Source organism: Polyangium sp. 15x6, from assembly GCF_029960785.1.
In the GTDB taxonomy this organism is placed as follows: Bacteria; Myxococcota_A; Polyangia; order Polyangiales; family Polyangiaceae; genus Polyangium.
Map to the genome: position 1 here is coordinate 1 of NZ_JASBQE010000151.1, position 21,810 is coordinate 21,810.

Sequence of the window (21,810 nt, forward strand, 5' to 3'; positions counted from 1 at the left end):
GTTTCACCCCGGACCCCACGAGGGGCTCTCCGCCCCTCGACCCGGACCAGGGCAAGCCCTGGACGCGGGGCGACAGCGCGCGATGCGCGCTGTCGACAGGGAAAACGTCGCTACCAGATACGACAGCGCCGCCGTCTCGGCTGGCAACGTGGCTCGTGGTCTTGCCACGGACCCGTCGGAGAAACCGCGCACAGCGCGGTTTCTCCGTTTTCGGTCCAGGCCGTGCCTGGTCCGGGTGCAGGGGCGGACAGCCCCTGCTCGGGTCCGGGGTGAAACCCCGGCGCCACGCCCCCTAGCGAGCCCCGCTGCGCTCCACACGCCGGGCCGTGCGCAGGCGGGCCACGGGGAACCGGCCGACCACGTTGCGCAGCCTTTGCGCTGTGGTCTCGTCGATCCCTTTTTCGGTGCGCACCACGACACGTCCGCCCTGGAGCCTGAGCACGATCGTCCCCGTCGCGCGGGATCGACCGAGGACGTCCTCGATGTCGGCGGCGAGCTCCGCCGGTGCCCGGCCCGAGAGCCGCGCGACCCTTCCACCTTCTGCTTCGACGACGAGCAGCCGGCGCGTCCGCTCCACCGAGACGATCACGACCACGACGAACGCGACGAGCCCGAGGGCGACGAGCCAACCCACGCCGCAGCATAGCAAGCTTCGACGCGCGTCGCCGCCCCCGGCTCGGGGGACGCCGTGGCCCGCCGTGGCTTCGCGCGCAGCAGGGCAAACGCCACGACGGCGCCTACCAGAACGAGCACGAGAACCACGTAGATCCACGCCCGGGAAGGACCTGCGTCCCGCGCCTTTTCGGGCGCTTTGTTCCGATCGACTGGTTTCCCCGGCTCTTCCTTCACGTTGGGGATCGTGGCCTCCTCGGGATCGGGCCCCGCGGCCGCCTTCTTCTGCGCCGCTGCGGCCGAGGCATTGAGATCGGCCGTCGCCTTGGCGATGTCCGCTGCGAGCTCGGATTGATCCCCGAAATCGGCCGAGTCGAAGATCGACGCCAGACGTTGCCCCCGCGACTCGGGCCCGACGAGCCCGCTCACGCTGCGCTTCAGCGTCACGGACGTCGGCGCCTCGACGATCGTCGCCTCGCTGTCCGGCGAGACGAGCTTCGGGCTCAGCGCCGTCGTCGAGGGGAGACGCCGCGCGAGTGCGAGTTGCGGCATCCGTGAGAGCACTGCCGTGGGCTCGTCGTCGTTCCCGGTCTGCGTCTCCTCGTCGTCGAGCGAAGGCACACGGGCGGCCTCGTGGGGCGCCGTCGTGGCGAGGCCGCCGGAGAGCTCGTGGTAGACCTCACGCACGGCGGCCTGCATCTCGCGCGCGGTCTGGAAGCGATCCTTTCGCTCGAAGGCGAGCGCGCGGGCGAGGAGCTCGACGAGGGCGCGAGGCGCGCCGGGCGAGATCGTCGCGAGGGAGGGCGCGGGCGTCGTCACGGCGGCGACGAGCGTTTCTTGCGGCGTGAGGTTGCCGTGCACGAACTGGCCCGTGAGCAAGGTGAACAGCGTCGCGCCGACCGAGTAGAGATCGGAGCGCTCGTCGACGAACTGCCACTGCCCGCGGGCCTGCTCGGGCGGCATGAACGCGGGCGTGCCGATCACGATGCCGTTCACCGTGAGCGCCTTGCCGCGGGGCGCCTCGCGGAGCTTGGCCACGCCGAAATCGAGCAGCTTGATCTGGCCGGTGCGGAGGAGGAAGACGTTCTCGGGCTTGAGATCGCGGTGCACGACGCCCTTCTCGTGGGCCGCGGCGAGAACGTCGAGGATCGGATCGGCCATGGAGAGGACGTCCTCGAAGTCGAGGCTGCCGCCGCTGCGGAGCCTCCGCGCTTCGAGCGTCTCGCCGTCGAGCAGCTCCATCACGAGGAAGACGCAGCCGTCCTCGTCGACGTCGTCGTCGAGGATGGAGACCATGCCCGGGTGGCTCACGGCGTTGACGGCGTAGGCCTCGCGCAGGAAGCGGTCGCGGGCGTCGGCGATCGCGTTGAGCTCGGGGTGGATGATCTTGATGGCGACGCGCTTGCCGGTGCGGTGCGTCGCGGCGTACACCGCGCCGAACCCGCCCGTGCCGAGCACGCTTTCGAGGCGCCACTTGTCGCGGAGCACGCGCCCCACGCGCTGTCGCGCGATCTGGGTCGCGAGGCTCAGGGGGGCGCTGTCCATGTGGGCGCGGAGGGTACCAGAAGTCCTGCGCTCGGGGGAACGTCCTCGGCAGTGAGATCGGTCGCCGGCCGAGGGCGCGCATCACGAGCGGTCCGGAAGAACCCCCGGCGCCGCCGTTCGCCCGTTCACCCCCGGGAGCCGCGCTGTTCTTCGCGCCAAACATGTGGCACATGCGCCAGGTTTTTCCGCGGAACTGCAAAATCGATCGAACCCGTTCGAAAAAGAATCACGAAAGTACGCAACTGGGGTAAAGCTCCGGTCGATGGACGGGCACGAGCCTCGGCGTCGCCGCGCGTCGCCATCCGAGGTCCGTTCCAGTAAAACCCGATCCCGGTAGACGAGCACCATGAAACCTCCCCGTCCCCCCCGTCGTCCCCCGTCGCAAATCCCCTCCCCCCGGGGTTCGTCTGGACGCCCGGCCCCCCCCGAAGACCCCTTCGAAGAGGAGATGCGCGCCCTCGTGTCGAACGTGAAGGACAAACTCGTCCACACGGACGACTTCGGGCACGTGATGGACGCGTTCTTCGAGCAGCTCGGCACGAATCTCGACTTCCTCACGAAGGGCGTCCGCATCGACGAGCGGCCGCTCCTCGGCGCGCTCGTGCCCATGGCCGAGCAGATGGCGCGCAGGCCGCTCCGCCTCAAGGAGATGAAGCTGCTCTGGCTGCGCGAGCACCGCCTGGCGCACGGAATGCTCTACTTCGCGGGCTGGCTCGGCGTCGTCCTCCTTTTCGAGGACATCGGCATGGGCATCCTCGCCCTGAGCGAGTCGGACCTGCAGGGGCCGACGCTTTATGGACGGTTCAAGTTCATGACGACGGAGCGGCCCGCGAGGCCGCTGAATTAGCCGCGCTCGAAGGCGGTTTTTCCCAGGGAAAGCGGGGCCTCCGCCCGCCGGAGCGAGAGCGCGATCCAGGCGACGAGCCCCGCCCCCGCCGCCATGGCCCCGATCGCCTGGAGCGAGAAGGAGGCCTGGTACAGGAACGCCGCGAGGAGCGCGCCCACCACCATCGTCGTGGTGGTCGTGAGGTCGTCGATGCTCGACAGGCGGCCGATCATCGCGTCCGGCGCGAGGCGCTGGAGGGACGCGCTCGTGAGCACCCAGTTGCTCCCGCCGCCCATCCCCCAGACGAGCACGGCGACGAGCAGGAGCGCAGGCCAGGGCTGCACCAGGGTAAAAGCCACGATGCCCGCGAACGTGGTGAGCGCCGCCGCGTGCTCGAGTCCTCGCCCCGGCTCGTTGCCCCGCGTGAGGAGCGAGATCCCGAGCGGGCCGAGCCCCGTCCCCGCCCCACGCACGGATTGCAAGATGCCGAGCGAAATGGCCGCCGCGCCAAAGGGCGCCGCCTGATCCGCGACGAGGTTCAGCGTGACCCAGCCCATGCCGCCCGCGAGCGCCGCGGGCACCTTCGCGAAGACGGCCCGGAAAAGCGCCGGCTGCGCGCGCGCATGCCCGAGCGCCGACCAGAGATCCCGCGGCACGGCACGCACGAGGCCCCAGACGCCGGCGCCCTGCGGCAGCCCGGCGCCCTCGGGCTTCATGGAGGGCAGCCCCGCGGCGAGCCCCGCGGCGAGGAAGAAGGAGACGGAGTCGGCGAGGATCGCGGGCACGGGACCGAGCGCGGCGAGCAGCCCGCCGAGCGCCATGCCCGCGACGAACGTGACGCTCCAGGTCCCGGAGACGATGGCGTTCGCCCGCAGGAGCTCCGGCGGCTCGACCGTGTGGCGCAGCGCCGCCGTCTCGGCGGGGACCATGAAGGCCGTGAACGCGGAGCGCACGAGCACGAGCGCCTGCAGCGCCACGAGCTCGCCCCACGCGGCCGCGAGCACCATGGCGAGCGTGAAGGCCGCCTGGACGAGCGGGATGCCGACGAGCAAGCGCCGCCTGTCGAACCTGTCGGCGACGAACCCCGCGATGGGCGACAGGCACGCGTGCGGGAGGGAGTGCGCCGCGAAGACGCCCACGAGCGCGAGCACGCCCCCGCCATGGTCGAGCGCCAGCCGGCTCACGGCGACGAACGCGAGCCAGTCGCCGACGAGCGAGATGGTACCAGCCGCCCAGAGGCGCCGGAACGCGGGGCGGCGGCGGAGGAGGTCGAGCATGCGGCAATCATGGCAGCTTTCTCCGCATCCGCGCCCAAACGGGCCAGCGGATTGGCAGATGCTCAATCGACCGGCACGGCCCGCCTTCCGTCCCTTCCCCTTCGTGCTAGCTTGCCGGCCGTCCTCGCGGCCCCTACCGAGGGCGAGCCTTGCTGCGGGTGCCCCGGGCGGGCACGGGAGTTCTGGTGGTTTTGTCACGACGGTATCGGCCTTTCCTGCTCCTCCTCGCGCTCGCGGCGCCCGGGGCGCTCGCCGCGTGCAAGTCGAAGCCTGCTCCGCCGCGCGAGGTGGCCGGCGGGGACGCGGAGCGCGGGCGCGAGGCGATCAAAAAGTACGCGTGCGGCGCCTGTCACCTCATCCCGGGCGTCGAGGGAGCGATCGGCAAGGAGTCGCATCCGCTGTGGGGATTCGCGAACCGGGGCGACATCGCGCACGTCGCGCCGAACACGCCGGACAACCTCATCAAGTGGATCCGCCGACCGACCGATCTCGATCCTCGCACGAAGATGCCGACGCTCGGCGTGAGCGAGCAGGAAGCAAAGGACATCGCGGCTTATCTCTACAAGCTGAACGGCGAGTGATCGGGTATCCTCGGCCGGCCGCATGAGAAAGGCTCGTGCCCTCGTCGCCGCCACGCTCGCGCTCGTCGTCGTCGCCGAGCGTGCGGCCGAGGCAAACCCGCGCCGTCGCGTGGGATATCCCTGCCCCGGGTGCATCTTCGATCCGCCGCCCGAGGGAGCGACGAAGGCGCCGCTGCTCGTGGTGCTTCATGGTGACGCGCCCGGCGGCAAGACGCCGCTCGTGGAGAGGGATTCCTCGCCGTTCGTCGCGGCCGCCGCCGCGCGAGGCGTGGCGATGTTCGCGCCGATGTGCCCGAAAGCGGAGGGATGCCGGGTCGGGAGCTTCTGGCAATGGTCGGAAGGCAATCCGGCGGGATGGATCGAGGCGCAGATCGACGAGATTGGCCGGGACTACGGGCTCGACGCCGATCGGGTCTGGATCGCGGGTTGGTCGGGGGGCGCGTCGTTCCTCGGGTGGAACTGGGCTCGGCTCGGGGCGCGGTACGCGGCGGTGGTGTTCGTGGGCGGGGGCATGCCGCCGCGGGATGACGCCTGCGCGCCGGAGCCGAACCCGACGTGCGCGCCGCCGGCCTATTTCCTGGTCGGCGACCGGAACCCGCTCCACCACCTCGCCCGGGGGCTCTACGAGCGCGTGGCCGCCTGCACGCGCGACGTGACGTGGGACCTTTTGCCCGGCAAGGATCACGCGGGCGAGTGGCGGGCGCTCGGCGCGAAAGGGAAAGCCGACAGCCTGCTCGATTGGCTCGCCGCGCGACCGCGGTCCTGCAAAACCGAGCCCGTCGCCCCGGATCCGCCGCCGCCGCCCCCACCACCGCCGCCCCCTCCTACGCCTCCGCCCATGACGCCGCCGCCGGCTGCGCTTTGCGGATGTCGAATGGGCGAGCGGGGCGCGGCCCATGAATGGGTCGCTCTTTCGTCGGTCCTGGCGATCCTGCTCGATCGACGGAGGCGCCGTTCTACTCGGGCAAACGGCGGATCGAATCGAACGGGAATGGATCCCAGAATGGGGTCGTGAGCGCGCCCGACGCCTCGTCGATCACGAACCACGCGCTCGCGGGCTCAGGGCGAATCACGTGCACGTTCTGGGCCGGGACGAAGCTCTGGCCGAGCAGGACCGCGCGGCGCCCGGCCGCGTCCTTCGCCATGTCGAGGACCAGGACCGTGTGGCCGAACGGCACGCCGGTCAGCACGAAAAAATCCCCGGGCCGCAGGGCCCCGAGGGCCACACGCTCGCCGTCCCGCGCGAGGGCGCCGGTGTTGGTCCAGCCAAACACGTCGTCGAGCCAGGTCCGGAAGAGCGCGTGCGTCGGCTCGGCGCGCTTCGCCGACGGGACGAGCTCGAGCCGATTGCCGTCCACGCGCACCCGCTGGCCCGAGGCGTATCGCTGGAATTCGAGCTTCGTGCCGCTCGCCGTGCGGTAGGCCTGGTCGCGGTGCCCCTGCGACCAGCGCCACTCCGCGTGCAGCCGGATGATCGCATCGGCACATTGCTGCAGATCCGCCTTGCCGATGTCGATGGCCACGACGGCGGCGACGTTCGGGTGGCCGTCCGCGCGAATCTCGTCGCCGCGGTAGGATTTCACCGGCGTGCCCTTCGCGGCGAGCGGCAAGGTGCGCAGGAACGCGCCGAAGGCGCCCGGATCGAGGGGCACGCGGGTGAAGCCGGGCGGAGGGGAGAATCGCCGCTCGAGCGTGTCGACCGGCGCCGGCATGCCCGTGGCTCCCCCTTCGAGCCAGGGGTATTGTCCGAATGCAGGCGGGCTCACGGGGGACGGGCGAGCCGGTCCGCTGGCCTGGGCGCTCGTCGAGGGAAGCGGGCGAGCCGGCTCGGGATGCACGGCGGTCTCGTCCGCGTCGCGCCGAGGTTCCGCGCCCGTCGACCCGAGCGCCGTGCATGCCGAAAGCGAGCCGAGAAGCGCGAGAGTCCACCGCATGGTCATCTCCTTCCGAGCCGATCCCGCACGTATCGAACGGGCGCCCGGAAGTGTGACCAGCTCTCGCTTCGCCAAGGCTCACGCGCTCGGTGGCGAGGTGACAAAAAAGCGAGCGCCTACTCTACGGCGGGGGGGGGCGGCCGGAGCAGGCGCTCTGCCCGTAGAGATTGCACGGACCGGGCCAACACGTTTCCAGCGTCGATCCGGGCATTTGGCGAGAGGTTCTTCCGGACCGACTTTCAATCGTGCAACGCCGCGCGTCGCGATCGTGCAACGCGTCGCGGCGTCGTTGCCGGTGTCACGGAACGGTGAGAGGCTCCGCGACCCTCATGGTCTCCTTCACCCCGTTCCCGACCCTCGAAACGCCCCGCCTCGTCCTGCGTGAGCTCGTCCCGGCCGACGCGGAGACGATCTTCCGCATCCAGTCGAACCCCGAGGTGGTCCGGTACTTCGGCCGTCCGGCGCACGCGACGATCGCCGACACCGAGAAGCTGCTCGGGATCGTGTTCGACGCGCAACGCGACGTCACGGCCATTCGCTGGGGCCTGTCGCTCAAGGACAGCGGCGAGCTCGCCGGGACGTGCGGGCTCTGGCGCTGGAACAAGCCGCACCGCTACGCCGAGGTCGGCTACGAGCTCGCGCCCACGTTCTGGGGCAAGGGCCTGATGGTCGAGGCGCTCCGGCCCATCCTCCGCTACGGCTTCACGCAAATGGATCTGCACCGGGTCGAGGCGACCATCGACCCGGACAACCACGCCTCGCAGCGCGTCCTCGAGAAGCTCGGCTTCAAGCGCGACGCGCTCATGCGCGAGAACTGGTTCTACAACGGCAAGTTCACGGACTCGGCGATCTACGGCCTGCTGGAGCAGGAATTCCTGAACGAGGCGCGGTAAGGCTACGCCTCGTCCTCATCGTCCTCGTCGTCCTCGTCTTCATCCTCGTCGTCGAGCTCATCGTCCTGGGCGCCTTGCCGCCGCGCGTAGGCGCGCTCGTCCCGCTCGTCGAGCGCGGTGAGCAGCGCACGCGCGATCTTGGCTTGCGGGCCCCGCTGGTTCGCCTCGATCTCGGCGCGGATCTCCGGCCGCTCGAAGAGGGCCTGCGAGATCGCCGCGCGCGCCTCGGGGCGATCGGCGTAGAGCGCGAGCGCCATCCCGACCACCCGCGCCGAGGCGAGACGCGCGAGCTGGCTGCCAACCCACGCCGCATCCGCGACCTTGGGGATCCGCGCCTCGTACTTGCCGAGCATCTCCTCGCCCGCGAGCGACACGAGGAACACGTCGGGCGCGGACGCCGGCGTCTTGCGATCGAGCAGTTTGTCCCGGACCCACGTCGGATCGCTCCCGGCGTGCGCGAGATCGAGCTCGCACCGCGCGCTCCGCTCGGCTCCGGCGCGGCCGTGCAGCACGAGGTCGAGCATGCGCGGCGCCTCGCCTGTTTGTCCGGGCCGCCACGACGCCGCGAGCCGCTCGCGCAGCGGGCCCCGCGTCCCCTCCACGCGACGTAGGACGAAGCCGAGCTCGAAGATCGCGCTCGCGAGCGCCGCCCTGTCCGACGCCCACGCCTCCGGCGAGAGTTTTCCGAGCGCCGCGACGAACGCATCGATCGTCTCGCGCCCGCCGACGAGCGCCTCCAGCAAGAGCACGAACTCCATGCCCACGTGCGCAGGTACGCTCCACGGTCTGAGGACGAAGCTCTCCACGAGCTTGCGCGCTTCGGCCGCGTAGAGCATGCGATCGTTCTTCGAGGCCGCGAGCACGCCGCGATCCCCGGTCACCCACTTGCGCTCGGCCAGGCCCGCGACGCGCGCCCACATGCACGCCGTCCGGCGCGGCCAGAACAGGCGCACGACGGGCGACGACGCGTTCGTGAGGTGCAGGATCGCCTGCTCCGCCTGGCCCTTCTTGTTCTGCGCCGCGCCGTGCAGGAGCCACACCCCGTGCGGAAAACCGCGCGCGATCGTGAGGCTCCAGTACGGCGTCACGCCGACCCCCGCAGCCGGCGTCTCCGGCTCGATCGGGTCGTCGCCCTCGGCCCAGGCGTCGCCGCCCGCGTAGCTGCGGAGCTCGGCCGCGCCGGGGATCCAGCACTCGGGCCGCGCGTTCGGCCTGCCCGGGAGGCGCGTGATCTTCCGACGCGCGCGCAGCGCCTCGACCATCGCCAAGAGGTCCATCGATCGCGACGCCGGCTCGCCCGCGGCGACGTACTCGAAATCGTCGAACGAGAAGAGCCGCGTCGCGCCCTGCGGGATCGCCGCGGCAACGCGCAGATCACGATCGGCCGCGAAGATCATGTCGCGATGCCGGCGGCACAGATCCACGATGAGCGCCTCGGCCGGCGTCACGAGCCTGAGGTTTTCGCGCGAGGCCTCGGGCAGCGCCGCGAACGAGCGCGGCAGGCGGTAACTCGCGCGCAGCGGATCGCCGTTCTGCCGCACGGCCGCGCGCTTGACGTGCACGATCATGTCGTCCGACGGGAGCGGCAGCGGCACGATGCGCGGGCCGTCGGAGCCCGCCGTGGGCCGACCCTTCTCGTCACGGTCGCCGAGCAGGACGATCTGGTTCGTGATGCCGTCGACGTAGTCGTCCGCGTCGATCTCCACGCTCTGGAGCTCGTCGCGCGCGGCGTCGACGATGAGCTCGTCGTCGCGCCCCGAACGTTTGCCCGCGCCGGGCCCGTACGCCGAGAGCTCCCAGCACGCGAGCACGCCCGATCCCGGGTGGTGCAGGATCTGCTCGATGACGAGCACGTCGCCCTTCTGCGACGCGTACCCCGTGATCCGCATCGCGCCGGTCGTGTAGTTCGCGTTGTCCCAGATGGGCAGATCGAACTTGCGCGCCGCCTCGTCGAGCTCCGCGATGCTCCAGAGCGGACCCCGCGGTTCGTCGATCGCCTCGGACTCGGCGAGCAGCCGCTCCACCTCCTCGGGCAAACGCGTCCGCGGCAAATCGAACTGCTCGGCGATCCGCCTGGCCGCCTCCTCGCCGAGTGCCGCCTCGATCGCCTCGCGCACCACGCCGCCGAGCGCCGCGGCGCGATCCCGGAGCAGCTCCGCCGCGCGCGTGTTCCCCTCGTCCGCGAGCGTCGCGAGCGCCCCGTACGCATCCGGGTGACGCGTCATCCATCGCCGCGCTACGTCGAGCCCGTCGTCCTGCGTGGACGCGTCGGCACGCGCGCGCTCGTCGTCCTCGTCCTCGTCCGCGCCCGGATCGTCGTCGTCGTCGTCCTCGTCCTCGTCGTCCTCGTCGTCGCTCTCGTCACCGTCGTCCTCGTCCGACGTGGACGCGTCCTCCGCGAGATCACTCTCATCCGCCTCGATCTCGCTCCCCGTGCTCGGGAGCTCCACGATCGATTGGACGCGCAGCGCGACGTCGAGCGCCTCGCGCGTCCCGATCGCGAGCAGGCACGGCACCACGCACCACGGCACGTTCGCGAGCGCGCCTTCGGCTTCGATGCGGCTCTCGATCCAGGGCAGGATCCCGTCTCCGTATCGATCGTAGAGCGCGGTGTTGTCACGGCCGCGCACCTGGAACTCCCACCGGATGCGCCGCCCGTGTTTCACGAACTCGGCCGCGTCCTCGAGCGACAAGAGCGCCGCCCACACGCGGTCGCTCTCGAACACCATCGTTCCTCCGGCCGAACGACCCTCGCCCTTGCGGAAGGCCTCGGCCGACTCGACGAGGCGGCGCGCCTCGCTGAGCGACATGAGCCCGCGCCCGTCGCGGCGGGACACACGCGCGTCCCGCATGGCGATGCTCACCGGCGAGGATGGATCGAACCACCGGGGCGCGGTCTTCGTGACGTGTTCCTTCTTCATCAACTTGCTCTGCGCCGGCCGATGCTAGCGAGCGCCCAAGCGTCTGGCTACCCTCGCCAAACGAGCGGAGGCGAGAGCGGCTGCGGAAGCGGGAGCGCCGGTGGTCTCGGCGCTGCGCCTCACCCTGGCATCGCGTGCGCCAGGAGCCTGGCGCCGTCCTTGAAAAGGACCTCGATCTTTCCGCCATCCGCGCGGCGCACGAGGCCACGTCCGAACTTCGTGTGCTCCACCAGGTCGCCCAGGGCAAACCTCGCGGTCGTGCGGTACGGCTTCGCCGCCTCCTCCATGCGCCCGGCGAGCGCCTCTTTCCAGACACGCTCCTTCCGCTCGGCCTCGCTCTCCACGGGCTTCGGCGGCGCGGGGTCGCGGAACGGATCCCAGCCATGGGCGTAGCGCAACATCGACGCGGCGAGCGCCGGATGCGCCGCCGCCCAGCGATCGTCGAACAGGATCCACTGCTCGTGGCCGAACGCGCTCGACGTGTGCGGGCAAAACAGCGCCACGTGCTTGCCCACCTGCACGATCGCCTTCGTGGGATCCCCGTCCAGCTTGAACGCCGTGCCCACCTTGTAAAACTCACCCTCCGCGTGCTGATGCGCGCCCACGCCGAGCAGGGTGTGGTTCGTCTGGACGACGACCTCACGCAGCGGATACGCCGCGCATTTCGCGAGCGCCGGCGCGATCGAGATCTGGCCCGGCTCGATCATCGCTCGCAGGAGCCGGAGCTCCACCGGCCACGTGTCGAGCCACTCCTTCGACCACGACTCCGGCTTCTTCGTCGGCACCACGGTGCGCAGGTGCGACGCGAGATCGGGCAGCCGCACGCCGGGGATCGCCACGGCTTGGCCCGGGATCGATTCGCCGTCGTAGGACGTGAGCAGACAGGCGTACGTCGTCCCCTCGCCTTCGCCGCGCGGCAGGACCAGCTTCGGTGCGAAGGGCGGCGTGAACGGGCCGTCCGCGTCGCCCTCCGGCAGCTTCGGCTCCTCGTGCAGCAGCCATGACACGCGCTCCGGCTGCTTGCGCGCGACCTCGTCGTCGAAGAAGAAGTACGCGAGCATGACCTCGTCGTCGTCGGTCAGCACGCGGAGCGAGTGCTCGTCGACGCGCGTGTTGCCCGGACCTCCCTCGACGTAGAGGAACTCCCGGAGGATCTGCTCGAGCTGGGCCGTCGACTTCGGCGCCATGAGCCCGTGCTCCTTGACCGCCTCGAAGACCGAGCTGAACCCGTACACGTAGCCGCCGAGCTCCTCCTCGTAGAGGCTGCCCGGCTCCTCGGCTTTCTTGGCCTCGGCCATCTTCCCGGAGAACCACGCGAGGATCGACGGCGCATCGAGGCGCCGCACCCGACGCGAGAGCGGCCCTTCGTAGTGCGATCGATACACGAACCAGATCCCGGGTGCCTCGCTCACGACCACCGACCCTTCATCCTTCCTCGGTTCCACAGCGGCCGCGCAGTTTGCCCCGGCGCGGGGCGAACGTGAAGGGGCAAGCCTCGCGTCTCCGCGGGCATGCGGGCGCCGCCGCGCCTGCTTGCGATCATGGGCGCGGAGCCCCACGTGTCGATGGATCCATGGCCGAGCCTCGTGCAGGTGCTGCCCCCGCGGAGGGCCGATGTCGACGCATCCTCGACAGCCTGCCCGGGCTCGTCTGGGCGTGCCGGGCAGACGGCGCATGCGACTTCGTCAGCGCCTCGTGGGTCGCGTACACGGGCCTCCCCGCGCCGGAGCACCACGGCCTTGGCTGGCAGCGCGTGCTGCACCCCGACGACCAGGCGCGCGCCGCTCGGGCGTGGGCCTCGGCGCTCGCCTCGGCCGGATGCTTCGAGATCGAGGCCCGCCTCCGCCGGCACGACGGCGTCTACCGCTGGTTCTCGCTCCGCAGCGCGCCGAGCCGCGACGATCACGGCGCCGTCGTCGCTTGGTCCGGCATCGCCGTCGACGTCCACGAGCAGCACGAGCATGCGCGGCACGAGGCCGCGGATCTCGCGCGCGCCTTCGACGTGCTCGATCGCGGCGAGCCCTGCTACGTGCTCGATCACGACTTCCGCTACGTCTTCGTGAACCCGGCCCAGGAGCGCCTGAGCCTGAAGATGCGGGGCGAGACGCTCGGGCGGTGCATCTGGGAGGTCTTTCCTTCGGTCGCGGGCCCGCACTCGCGCTACTTCCGCGAGTACCACCGGGTCATGCGCGAGCGCGTGCCCGTCGAGTTCGACGAGTACTACGCGCCGCTCGATCTCTGGACGCACGTGAACGTGTACCCGACGAAGGAGGGCGGCATCGCCGTGTTCTTCCGCGACGTCACGGCGCGCAAGCGTGCCGAAGAGGAGCGCGGGCGGCTCGTCGTGGCGCTCCGCGAGACCGCCGCCCGCGCGAACCAAAGCCGCGCGCAGCTCGAAGCCGTCTTCCAGGCGATCCCGGACGGCATCGTCGTCTTCGACATGAACGGCCACGTGATCCTCGTGAACGACGCGGAGGCGGCGCTGCACGACTTCAAGAGCTCGAAGCAGATGCGCCTCGAGTACTTCACCTCGTTCTTCGAGCTCACCGATCTCGACGGCCGCGTGCTCTCCGTCGACGCGTGGCCGGTCTCTCGCGCCCTTCGCGGCGAGTCCTTCGCAGGCTGGCAGCTCCACGCCCGGCGCCGCGACACGGGGCGGGAGTGGTTCCTCAGCTTCAGCGGCGAGCCCGTGCGGGACGAGGAGGGCAAGCAGATCCTCGCGATCGTGGTCACGCGTGACGTCACCGAGTTCAAGCGCGCCGAGGAGGCGCTCCGGCAGAGCGAGGCGCAGTATCGCGCTTTCTTCGAGATGGCGATCGTCGGCATGGGCCAGCTCGATCCCGCGACGGGCCGGATCCTGTGCGTGAACGATCGGTACTGCGACATCACGGGCTACAGCCGCGAAGAGCTGCTCTCGGGCTCGGTGCGCGACTTGACGCACCCCGACGATCGCCACGAGGACTGGGAGAGGTATAGCCGCATGATCCGCGGCGAGGTCGACGAGTACTGCGCGGAGAAGCGGTACATCCGCAAGGACGGGCGGATCATCTGGGTGCACGTCGCGGCGCGGCTGATCCGCGACGCCGCGGGCAAGCCGATCCGGAGCGTGGGCATCCTGGAGGACATCACGCAACGAAAGAAGGCCGAGCAAGCGCTGCGCGAGAGCGAGGCCGCGCTGCGCGCGGCGGATCGGCACAAGGACGAGTTCCTGGCGATGCTCTCGCACGAGCTCAGGAACCCGCTCGCGCCGATCCGCAACGGCCTCTACATCCTGGAGCACGCCGCGCCGGGAGGGCCGCAGGCGCTTCGGGCGCACGCGGCGATCGTGCGGCAGGTCACGCACATGACGCGGCTCATCGACGACCTGCTCGATGTGACGCGGATCTCGCGTGGCAAGATCCAGCTCCAGCGCGAGCGGGTCGAGCTCGGCGAGCTCGTGCGTCGCCTCGCCGAGGATCTCGGGCCGACGTTCGAGCAAGCGGGCGTGGAGCTCGAGGTCGAGGTGGAGCCGGCCTCTCTCGACGTCGACGGTGATCCCACGCGACTCGCGCAGGTCGTGGGCAACCTGCTGACGAACGCGGTGAAGTTCACGCCGCGCGCGGGTCACGCGTTCCTGTCGGCGAAGCGCGAGGGGAACCAGGCCGTGGTGCGTGTGCGGGACGACGGCGCGGGCATCGCGCCCGAGACGCTGCCGCACGTGTTCGAGCCCTTCGTGCAGGCGGATCGGACGCTCGATCGGAGCCGCGGCGGGCTCGGGCTCGGGCTCTCTCTGGTGAAAGGGCTCTGCGAGATGCACGGCGGGACGGTGACGGCCGAGAGCGCGGGGCTCGGGCGAGGCGCCGTGTTCACGGTGCGGCTGCCGCTCGCGCCGGAGATCGCGCGGAGCCTCGCGGCGGCGCCGGCGGCGGCGACGCGGAAGCCGGCGCGGCGGGTGCTCGTCATCGAGGACAACGTGGACGCGGCGGAGACGCTCCGCGATGCGCTCGGGATGGGCGACCACGTGGTGGAGGTGGCGTTCGCGGGGCCCGAGGGAATCGAGAAGGCGCGGCGCTTCAAGCCGGACGTGGTGCTCTGCGACATCGGCTTGCCGGGGATGGACGGATATGGCGTGGCGCGGACGATGCGCGCCGATCCGAAATTGCGGTCGGTCTACCTGGTGGCGCTGAGCGGCTATGCGTTGCAGGAGGACGTCGAGCGATCGAGGCAAGCGGGCTTCGACCGGCACATGGCGAAGCCGCCGAACCTGACGGCGCTGGAGAAGATGCTCTCCGAGGTCGGACGCTCGAAGCTCGAGGAGGCGGCGGGGACGGGATAGACGCTCCGTCAGCGGCCGAGCCCGAGCCCCGCGAGGTGCTCGAGCGACGCTTGCAGCACGGCGGCGGCGACGTGATGCTTGCGCGCGATCTCGGCCGGGCTCTCGCCCGATACGAGCAGATCCGCGAGGAAGGGCGTGATGGGCCCGAGGATGAGCCTCCCGCGCGCCGCGGCGTACAGCGTGGGCTCGGCCTGCCGGCTCACCGCGACGAACCCTTCCGGAATGGTACGAATCTCCGCCGGCACGGTGAAATCCGGGCGCGGGCTCATGACGAGCGCCTTCATCATCGCCGTGAGAAACTCTGCTTCCAGGATCGCGCCGTCGCCGATCCCGCGTGCCTCACAGAACCGAAAGAATGCCTCTTCGAGGCAAACCCCGGGACCTGCGTGGGAATGCTCGCGATACGCATCGAACGCCGGTGACTCCAGGAACGACGACAGCAATTCCTCGAGCTCGTGATCCTCGGAATGGCTGGCCCTCCACGCGTCCACGGTGCGCGCATACATCGACAGGAGCCCACCGCTCCCCCGGTATGTGCGCTGGACGAGCGCCTCGCGCACCCGCTCGGCTGCCTTTTGGAGCTGCTCGGGGTCGATGGAACGGAGCGCGCGCAGATCATCGGCCGACACGTCGAGCTCGTCCACGCGCCCCGCGAGGAAGGCCGCGAGGTACGAGCGATGATGCAAGAGCCTGTCGAGCGCCTGATCGAGCGAGATCATGACGACCAGACGTCCACGGCGTCCCGCAGGCGCTCGAAGCTCGTGACGGTCTCGGGGGCGAGCTGTCCTTCTGCGTCGAGCCGCGGATCTTCGTAGGTGATGGCGGACAGGTTCGGGCAAAGCGGGAGGAGACGGCGGAGGAGCTCCAGTTGCTCGTCGAGCAGCACGCCGTGATGGCGATCCATGAACGAATCCTCTTCGATCTCGCATCCCGAGAGGTGAATCTCGAAGCAATGATCGAGCGGGAGCCGTTCCAGATCGCCAAACAGCACCTCGCCCCGTTTTCCGAGCAGCCATTGATAGGACAGGAGGTGCCCCACGTCGAGGGTGGCCGGCGACCTCGTCTCCTCCACGACCGCCCGGAAAAAATCGTAGGCGTGCATCTGGCCAATGAAAAAGCTCGTTCCGTCCGAGAATCCGGGGAACTCCACGAGGAGCGGCGCCAGGAGCTTCTCTTGCACCTCGGCCGTGTTCCGGATGGCGGCGTCGAGGCCCGCGGGCGTGAGGTAGGGCGGGAGCGGATAGGGCAAGGGCCGGCCGTGGATCGACCAGAGCCCGAGGTCCTCGTTCACCCACGCAAACTGGTACCGGTCGACGAGCGCGTTTGTAAAATCGATGATCCGGCTGCGATCGTAGGCCTCGAGCGCGCCCAGGTTGAAGGCCGTCTGATGGAGCGCGCGCACGAAAAACGCCGGAATGCGGGCGAACAGATCGTCGTAGGCGTCGAAGTAATCGCGTGGATCGAGGCGATTTCTGCTCCGGAGCTGGAACGACGTGAACAGGTACCGAAAGGCCCCGGCGTGGGACGATAAAAACTGCACGACCCGATCCGTCACGTGCTCCCCGCGCCCGGGATCGTGGGTGAACCCGACCGGGGCGCCCCACGGGAGGTCCATTCCGACCCCCAGGCCGAGGCGCCCTTTCACGTCGGGAAAACGGGCCCTCACAGGTCCTTGGTCGCGTTCACGATGCTCGCGAGCTTCCCGGCGCGCTCGCACGTGACGGCCTTGGCGGCCTGGAGATCGGCCTCGCAGGGCCGATTGTAACAGCTCGCGTTGTTCTTGGGGACTTCCTTGATCAGCCCCCCGACTTGCACGATATGGAGCGCATTCAGCGCGGCGACGTTCTTGTCGATGGTCGCGTCGTCGCAGGCGTTCGGTACGGGAGACTTCACCGCGGCTTCGGCGACGTCGACCAGTTTGTCCAGGCGTATCATGGCGTTCCGTTCGTGCTTGCAGCTCGAATAACAACTGGGCGTATGCCCAGGCATATCCTGGGCGAGGGAACGCACGTCGACCACCTCGAGCGCGCGCAGCCGGGCGAAGTTCTCATTCGAGGCCAGGAAGGCGGCTTTGGCCGCCTCCGGGTCGGGCTCTGCTTCGGTGTCCGCCTGGCTGGGAGGCGACCCGGCCGCGGCACCGGCACAACCGGCCAGCGTGCCGACCGCTCCGGCGACGAGGGCAACTCTCAACTCCACGGAAGCTCCTTGCGAAGGGGCGCGACGCGCCGTCCTGAAATCTCAGCATAGAGGGGCTCGTGGTCGAAGTCACGTTGCTCGCGCACATCCGACTGCCTTTTCCGCTCCACGTCCGCTATTCTCGGCCCATCGACATGCGCCGCTCCACGCTCCACTTGCCCTCGCTTTTTGCACTGCTGCTGTCGAGCTGCGCCGCGCCGCCGCCGCCCGCCCCTGTCGACGTGGTCGTCCTGGCCTCGCGGCACGCGCAAGCCGCCCCGGAGGTGGAGGATTCGCCGCGACAGCCGGCGCCGCTTCCCCCTGCGCGTTTCATCCCGAGCTCCGATGTGCCCGACACGCCGGAAAATGCGGCTGTGATCGCCTTTTGCGAGCGCTACCGCAAGGCCGTCGAGGAGAAAAACGTCGATCTCCTTCTCTCCATGGCCGCGCCCGATTACTACGAGGATGGCGGGAACGTCGACCCGAGCGACGACGTCGACGCCCAGGGTCTCGTGAGTTACTTGCGAACGTCGTTCGGAAATGCCCAGGAGATCCGGTACGAGATTCACTACCTCCGCATCGTGCGCAAGAAAGACGTCATCCACGTCGATTACTCTTATACCGCGACGTATCGCTTCGCCGGGGCCCAGCCGAAGACCATCTCCGACGACAACCAGATGGTGCTGGTCCTCGCCGGGGACAACTTCCTGATTCAGAGCGGGATGTGAGGGAGCGCGACGCCACGGCCTTCCCCGACCGGCCGTCGTCGGGTAATCTCCCGCGCCCCGATGGAGGATTTCCGATGAGCCACGCACGTGGGCGGCGCCGCGCGGCGCTCGTCTCGACCGTCCTGGTTTTGCTCGCTGCTTGCGCGCCACCGCCTTCCGTGCAGCCCGCGACGGCGAACCAGGACAAACCGGAGCGCGGCGCCCTCGCCGTGCCCGCCCCCGAGACGGCCGACGAAGGCGAGGGCGCGGCCGAGGGCGCGGCGGCGTTCCCCGACCCCGGGACCTTCATCCCCGTCGGGCCCAAGGATCCCATCTGGGGAAACGTGCTCGCCCCGGTCACGATGGTCATCTGGGGCGATTTCGAATGCCCCTTCACGTCCCGGCTCATGGCCACGCTCGCCCTCCTGCAGGAGCAATACGGGCCGGACAAGCTGCGCGTCGTCTGGCGACACAACCCGCTCCCCTTCCATAAAAATGCCCGCCCCGCGCACCTCGCGGCCGAGACCGTGCTGCGGCTCGGGGGCGCGGGCGCATTCTGGAAGTTTCACGCGCTCGCCTTCCGCAACCAACGCTACCTCGAACCGCAATCGTTCACCGCGTGGGCTGCGGAGAGCGGCGTGGATCCTTCGGCCTTCCAGACCGCCTTCGATCAGCAGCGTTTCGCCGCGAACGTGGACGCCGATCTCGCCTTCGGCAAGAAGGTCGGCGTCACCGGGACCCCGGCCACGTTCGTCAATGGCATTTTCCTCTCCGGCGCCCAGCCCATCACGAGGTTCCAGGAGCTCATCGACGCCGAGCTCAAAGAGGCCGCCGCGCTCCGGCGCTCGGGCATCGACCCCGAGCACGTATATGCCGAGCTCTCGGAGCGGAACCGTGAGAAAACGCCGCCGCCGCCGCCGTCCTCCCCGCCGCCGGACACGACCACGGCCTGGAAGGTGCCCCTCGCCGGCTCCCCGGCGCGCGGCAAATCGTCCGCGCTCGTGACGATCGTGATGTTCGGCGATTTTCAGTGCCCCTTCACCAAGCGATCCCTCACGACGATCGCCGAGCTCGAGGCCAAATACGGCGACAAACTGCGCCTGGTCTTCAAGCACAACCCCCTGCCCTTCCATCCGCGCGCCGAGCCGGCCGCGGAGTTCGCGATCGAGGCCGGCGCGCAAAAAGGAGAGGCTGCGTTCTGGAAGGCGTTCCAGGCGCTCTTCGATACCCAGGAGCGTCTCGCGGATGCCGATCTCGAAAACCTCGCAATCGCGCTCGGCCTCGACGTCAAGCGCGTGAAGAAGGCGATCGCATCACACGCGCATGTCGCGCGTATCGAGGGAGATCAAGATCTGGCCGAGGACCTCAAGGCGTCGGGCACGCCTCATTTCTTCGTCAACGGCCGGCGGCTCATCGGAGCCCAGCCCCGCGAGCAGTTCGAGGCCATCATCGACGAAGAGATCACGAAGGCGGAAAAACTCGTCGCCGGCGGGACGCCGGCCGCGCAGATCTACGATGCCCTCCAGAAGGACGCGAAGGCCCCCGCCCCCCTGGAGAGGCTCCTCGCCCCCGCGCCCACGAAGGACAACCCGGGCAAAGGTGCGCCGGCGGGCGCAGCGGTGACCATTCAAATGTTCGCCGATTTCCAGTGCCCCTTCAGCAAACGCGTGCAGGCGGATGTCGAGCAGCTCCTCGCCGCCTATCCGGGCAAGGTCCGCGTCGTATGGCGGCATTTGCCGCTCCCCTTCCACAGGCAGGCGCAGCTCGCCGCCGAAGCCTCCGTCGAGGCCTTCCGGCAAAAAGGCGAGGCCGGCTTCTGGGCGTTCGCAGCGCGCCTCTGGGAGGATCAATCCGAGCAGGGCTTGAGCCGCCCCTCGATCGAGCGCAAAGCCGCCGAGGCGGGGCTCGACGTGGCGAAGCTCTCGGCGGCGCTCGACGCGCGCACGCATTGGAAGGTGGTCCAGGCCGATCGGGAGCTCGCCGAGCGCCTGAAGATCTTTGGCACGCCGGCCTTCGTGATCAACGATTACTTCATGAGCGGCGCGCAACCCCTCCGCACCCAAAAGCGGTACGTCGCCAAGGCACTGAGGCGCGAACCGATCGCCCCCGACACCTTGAAGGCCGACGCCCGCAAGCCCGCGCCCCTCGTGGCGACGACCCCGCCGCCCCTGAGCCCGCCGCCGTCCCCGGCGCCGCCTGCGCCCGCGTCCACGGCCTCGGCGGCGACCGCCGCGGGGCGCATGGGTGCGAAGCACCTCGTCGTCATGTATGCGGGCTCGAAGCGCGCGCCCGCGCACGTCACGCGCACGCGGGCCGAGGCCCTTGCGCGCGCGGAGGAGGCGCGCAAGGGATTGGCCGCAGGGGCGAGCTTCGAGGACATCGTCGCGCAATACAGCGACGAGCCGGGCGCCGCGCAGCGCGGGGGTGATCTGGGCACGTTCCCGCGAGGCGCGATGGTCCGCGAATTCGAGGAGGCCGTGGAACGACTCTCGGTGGGACAAACGAGCGGCGTCGTGGAGACGCCGTTCGGATTCCACCTCATCCTGCGGACGCAGTAGCGGCGCCTCCGGCCGTCAATCGATGCAGACGAACCCCGTGAACCGGTAGACCTGCTCCCGGTCCGCGACCCTCACGCGCCCGCTATTCGGCACGAAGTAATCCACCGCCGACGTCGGGTGCAGCCCGCATCCGCAGAGCTCCATGTCGAACAGCCGCACCCGGAATCCTCCGCGGACGCGCCGGACGTTCGTCGTCTCGATTCGATCCACGAGGAAATCGCGCCCGTCGTCGATGTCGATCGAGTACGCCGGGTCCGCCGTCGTCAGCGCGACCGCGAAGCCGAGCGCCTCCACCTGCGAGGTCACCGGGGCGAACCGGTCGATGAATTTCGCCGCCGTGTCGATGAGCTCGAAGTTCCCGCCGCCCGTCGCCAGGAGGTATCGCCGCTTTTGCGGCAGCATGCAGCCGAGGTTGACGATCCCCACCGGCGACCCCTCGCGCGCGTCCGCGTTGCACTCCGCGATGGCCACGCGCGACGCGAGGCCGCCGAGCGCCTCGTCGATGCGGAGGGTATTTCCGAAACACCCGAATTGCTGAATCGTCGAGGATGCCGAGCAATCCAGCGAGTCGTCACTGCGGACGCACCCGGCGTCGAGGAACGGCGCCACGTTAACCGCGGGCACCCGGGGCGGAGGATGCTGGATGATGATCGGATCCCGGGCCGAGGCCTCCGCCGCGTAGCCCGTCACGAGACCGAGACCAAGCGCGAGAATCGGAAACAGGTTCTTCTTCATGGTTATGCCCTCCAGGCGTACCTAAACCGGTCCGCTTGGGTGGCAAGCGCCTGCTCCCGAGGCTGTCTCCGTCAAAATCGCAAAATCCCGTTCTCCAGCACGACGCCCGTGCTCCCCTTTTGCGCCTTGACGAGCTCGACCCGCGTGCGGCCCTCCGACAGGAGCATGATCCCCCCGATGAGCCCCGCCGCGCCAATGCCCAGCGTGACGAGGCCCATGGTGCGGACCGTGTTGATCTGCCTCTCCGGATCCGGGACTTCGGGCGTCGGGGTCCTGTCGATGGTGTAACTCATGCCGGTGACCCCGGCGCCGGCGAGCGTGAAAAAGCCGCCCATCACGGTCAGCAGAAAGCCCCCCGTGAACCGGGCCATGCTGACGCCTTTGACGCGCGCGGTCACGTGGCCATCCAGGCCCTCGAGACGGAAGGACTCGGTCGGGACCATGCCGGGACCGCTGATGAAAAACCGATGGCCGTCCCGTCCGTCCACGAGCTTGTCGCACGGCGCGCGACACATGTACTTCGTGATCGTATTAGGTCCAACGAACTGTGGCTGGTGGTGCCCTCCCCCCACGTCGCCCTCGATCCGCGTGAGCTCCAGGTCGGGCCAGTTCGATTCGATGTGGACGACCGGCATGCCCTCCGTCGGCGCGAGCGGCGCAGGCGCGGGCGCGGGCGCAGGCGCAGGCGTCGGCGCGGGCGCGGGCGCGGCGGAGCCCTGCGCGCCGCCGGC

At 69.8% G+C, this 21,810-nt stretch carries 18 protein-coding genes; 7 read left to right on the forward strand and 11 right to left on the reverse strand.

Annotated features, from left to right (window positions below):
* Positions 1–292 precede the first annotated feature (292 nt).
* Both QHF83_RS49620 and QHF83_RS49625 read right to left on the reverse strand, forming a co-directional pair.
* Positions 293–634: a DUF3634 family protein gene (locus tag QHF83_RS49620; protein WP_282425187.1), complete on the reverse strand. Its 342-nt coding sequence runs from the start codon at positions 632–634 to the stop codon at positions 293–295.
* Positions 586–2,157 carry a serine/threonine-protein kinase gene (locus QHF83_RS49625; RefSeq protein ID WP_282425188.1) on the reverse strand — a complete coding sequence of 524 codons (1,572 nt, stop codon included), beginning with the start codon at positions 2,155–2,157 and terminating at the stop codon, positions 586–588. The genes QHF83_RS49620 and QHF83_RS49625 overlap by 49 nt, the downstream gene beginning before the upstream one ends.
* A gap of 448 nt (positions 2,158–2,605) precedes the next feature.
* Between QHF83_RS49625 and QHF83_RS49630 the strand changes: the two genes are divergently transcribed.
* A complete protein-coding gene (locus tag QHF83_RS49630) occupies positions 2,606–3,004 on the forward strand; it encodes a hypothetical protein (protein WP_282425189.1) in 399 nt (132 codons plus the stop codon).
* Here QHF83_RS49630 and QHF83_RS49635 read toward each other — a convergent pair.
* Entirely contained in the window at positions 3,001–4,260 is a 1,260-nt protein-coding gene (locus QHF83_RS49635; RefSeq protein WP_282425190.1) for an MFS transporter, read from the reverse strand. The genes QHF83_RS49630 and QHF83_RS49635 overlap by 4 nt on opposite strands.
* Before the next feature lie 185 nt (positions 4,261–4,445).
* Between QHF83_RS49635 and QHF83_RS49640 the strand changes: the two genes are divergently transcribed.
* Both QHF83_RS49640 and QHF83_RS49645 read left to right on the forward strand, forming a co-directional pair.
* The gene (locus tag QHF83_RS49640) at positions 4,446–4,841 is read left to right on the forward strand and encodes a c-type cytochrome (protein WP_282425191.1); all 396 of its coding nucleotides are present in this window, start codon (positions 4,446–4,448) and stop codon (positions 4,839–4,841) included.
* Positions 4,842–4,863: 22 nt separating this feature from the next.
* Positions 4,864–5,856, forward strand: a complete 993-nt coding sequence (locus QHF83_RS49645; RefSeq protein ID WP_282425192.1) for a hypothetical protein — start codon at positions 4,864–4,866, stop codon at positions 5,854–5,856.
* Here the strand turns inward: QHF83_RS49645 and QHF83_RS49650 are convergent.
* On the reverse strand, positions 5,798–6,775 hold the full coding sequence (locus tag QHF83_RS49650; protein WP_282425193.1) for a DUF4846 domain-containing protein: 978 nt from the start codon (positions 6,773–6,775) through the stop codon (positions 5,798–5,800). The genes QHF83_RS49645 and QHF83_RS49650 overlap by 59 nt on opposite strands.
* Before the next feature lie 329 nt (positions 6,776–7,104).
* Between QHF83_RS49650 and QHF83_RS49655 the strand changes: the two genes are divergently transcribed.
* Entirely contained in the window at positions 7,105–7,668 is a 564-nt protein-coding gene (locus QHF83_RS49655; RefSeq protein ID WP_282425194.1) for a GNAT family N-acetyltransferase, read from the forward strand.
* Between the two features lie 2 nt (positions 7,669–7,670).
* Here QHF83_RS49655 and QHF83_RS49660 read toward each other — a convergent pair whose 3' ends face one another.
* Both QHF83_RS49660 and QHF83_RS49665 read right to left on the reverse strand, forming a co-directional pair.
* Positions 7,671–10,589, reverse strand: a complete 2,919-nt coding sequence (locus QHF83_RS49660; protein ID WP_282425195.1) for a hypothetical protein — start codon at positions 10,587–10,589, stop codon at positions 7,671–7,673.
* Between the two features lie 119 nt (positions 10,590–10,708).
* Entirely contained in the window at positions 10,709–12,001 is a 1,293-nt protein-coding gene (locus QHF83_RS49665) for a hypothetical protein (protein ID WP_282425196.1), read from the reverse strand.
* Between the two features lie 161 nt (positions 12,002–12,162).
* Between QHF83_RS49665 and QHF83_RS49670 the strand changes: the two genes are divergently transcribed.
* Positions 12,163–14,904, forward strand: coding sequence for a PAS domain S-box protein (locus QHF83_RS49670; RefSeq protein WP_282425197.1), 2,742 nt, complete (start codon positions 12,163–12,165; stop codon positions 14,902–14,904).
* A gap of 8 nt (positions 14,905–14,912) precedes the next feature.
* Here the strand turns inward: QHF83_RS49670 and QHF83_RS49675 are convergent, their stop codons facing one another.
* Genes QHF83_RS49675 through QHF83_RS49685 form a run of 3 tightly spaced genes read right to left on the reverse strand, consistent with a single transcriptional unit; the run spans position 14,913 to position 17,100 of the window.
* Positions 14,913–15,623, reverse strand: coding sequence for a hypothetical protein (locus QHF83_RS49675; protein ID WP_282425198.1), 711 nt, complete (start codon positions 15,621–15,623; stop codon positions 14,913–14,915).
* Entirely contained in the window at positions 15,620–16,519 is a 900-nt protein-coding gene (locus tag QHF83_RS49680) for a DUF692 family multinuclear iron-containing protein (protein WP_282425199.1), read from the reverse strand. Before QHF83_RS49680 ends, QHF83_RS49675 begins: the two co-directional genes overlap by 4 nt.
* Before the next feature lie 47 nt (positions 16,520–16,566).
* Entirely contained in the window at positions 16,567–17,100 is a 534-nt protein-coding gene (locus tag QHF83_RS49685) for a hypothetical protein (protein WP_282425200.1), read from the reverse strand.
* A gap of 59 nt (positions 17,101–17,159) precedes the next feature.
* Between QHF83_RS49685 and QHF83_RS49690 the strand changes: the two genes are divergently transcribed.
* Both QHF83_RS49690 and QHF83_RS49695 read left to right on the forward strand, forming a co-directional pair.
* On the forward strand, positions 17,160–17,807 hold the full coding sequence (locus QHF83_RS49690) for a hypothetical protein (RefSeq protein WP_282425201.1): 648 nt from the start codon (positions 17,160–17,162) through the stop codon (positions 17,805–17,807).
* A 74-nt stretch (positions 17,808–17,881) separates the two neighbouring features.
* Positions 17,882–20,344, forward strand: coding sequence for a thioredoxin domain-containing protein (locus QHF83_RS49695; protein WP_282425202.1), 2,463 nt, complete (start codon positions 17,882–17,884; stop codon positions 20,342–20,344).
* Positions 20,345–20,359: 15 nt separating this feature from the next.
* Here the strand turns inward: QHF83_RS49695 and QHF83_RS49700 are convergent, their stop codons facing one another.
* Together QHF83_RS49700 and QHF83_RS49705 are read right to left on the reverse strand one after the other, a co-directional pair.
* Entirely contained in the window at positions 20,360–21,079 is a 720-nt protein-coding gene (locus QHF83_RS49700; RefSeq protein ID WP_282425203.1) for a hypothetical protein, read from the reverse strand.
* Between the two features lie 71 nt (positions 21,080–21,150).
* Positions 21,151–21,810, reverse strand: a 660-nt coding sequence (locus QHF83_RS49705; RefSeq protein WP_282425204.1) for a hypothetical protein, incomplete at its 5' end; no start/stop codon positions are given.

Coding starts and splice junctions, on each gene's coding strand:
- QHF83_RS49625 (WP_282425188.1), bottom strand. CDS start 2,157: ATGGACAGCGCCCCCCTGAGCCTCGCGACCCAGATCGCGCGACAGCGC.
- QHF83_RS49630 (WP_282425189.1), top strand. CDS start 2,606: ATGCGCGCCCTCGTGTCGAACGTGAAGGACAAACTCGTCCACACGGAC.
- QHF83_RS49635 (WP_282425190.1), bottom strand. CDS start 4,260: ATGCTCGACCTCCTCCGCCGCCGCCCCGCGTTCCGGCGCCTCTGGGCG.
- QHF83_RS49645 (WP_282425192.1), top strand. CDS start 4,864: ATGAGAAAGGCTCGTGCCCTCGTCGCCGCCACGCTCGCGCTCGTCGTC.
- QHF83_RS49650 (WP_282425193.1), bottom strand. CDS start 6,775: ATGCGGTGGACTCTCGCGCTTCTCGGCTCGCTTTCGGCATGCACGGCG.
- QHF83_RS49655 (WP_282425194.1), top strand. CDS start 7,105: ATGGTCTCCTTCACCCCGTTCCCGACCCTCGAAACGCCCCGCCTCGTC.
- QHF83_RS49660 (WP_282425195.1), bottom strand. CDS start 10,589: ATGAAGAAGGAACACGTCACGAAGACCGCGCCCCGGTGGTTCGATCCA.
- QHF83_RS49670 (WP_282425197.1), top strand. CDS start 12,163: ATGGCCGAGCCTCGTGCAGGTGCTGCCCCCGCGGAGGGCCGATGTCGA.
- QHF83_RS49675 (WP_282425198.1), bottom strand. CDS start 15,623: ATGATCTCGCTCGATCAGGCGCTCGACAGGCTCTTGCATCATCGCTCG.
- QHF83_RS49680 (WP_282425199.1), bottom strand. CDS start 16,519: ATGGACCTCCCGTGGGGCGCCCCGGTCGGGTTCACCCACGATCCCGGG.
- QHF83_RS49695 (WP_282425202.1), top strand. CDS start 17,882: ATGAGCCACGCACGTGGGCGGCGCCGCGCGGCGCTCGTCTCGACCGTC.
- QHF83_RS49700 (WP_282425203.1), bottom strand. CDS start 21,079: ATGAAGAAGAACCTGTTTCCGATTCTCGCGCTTGGTCTCGGTCTCGTG.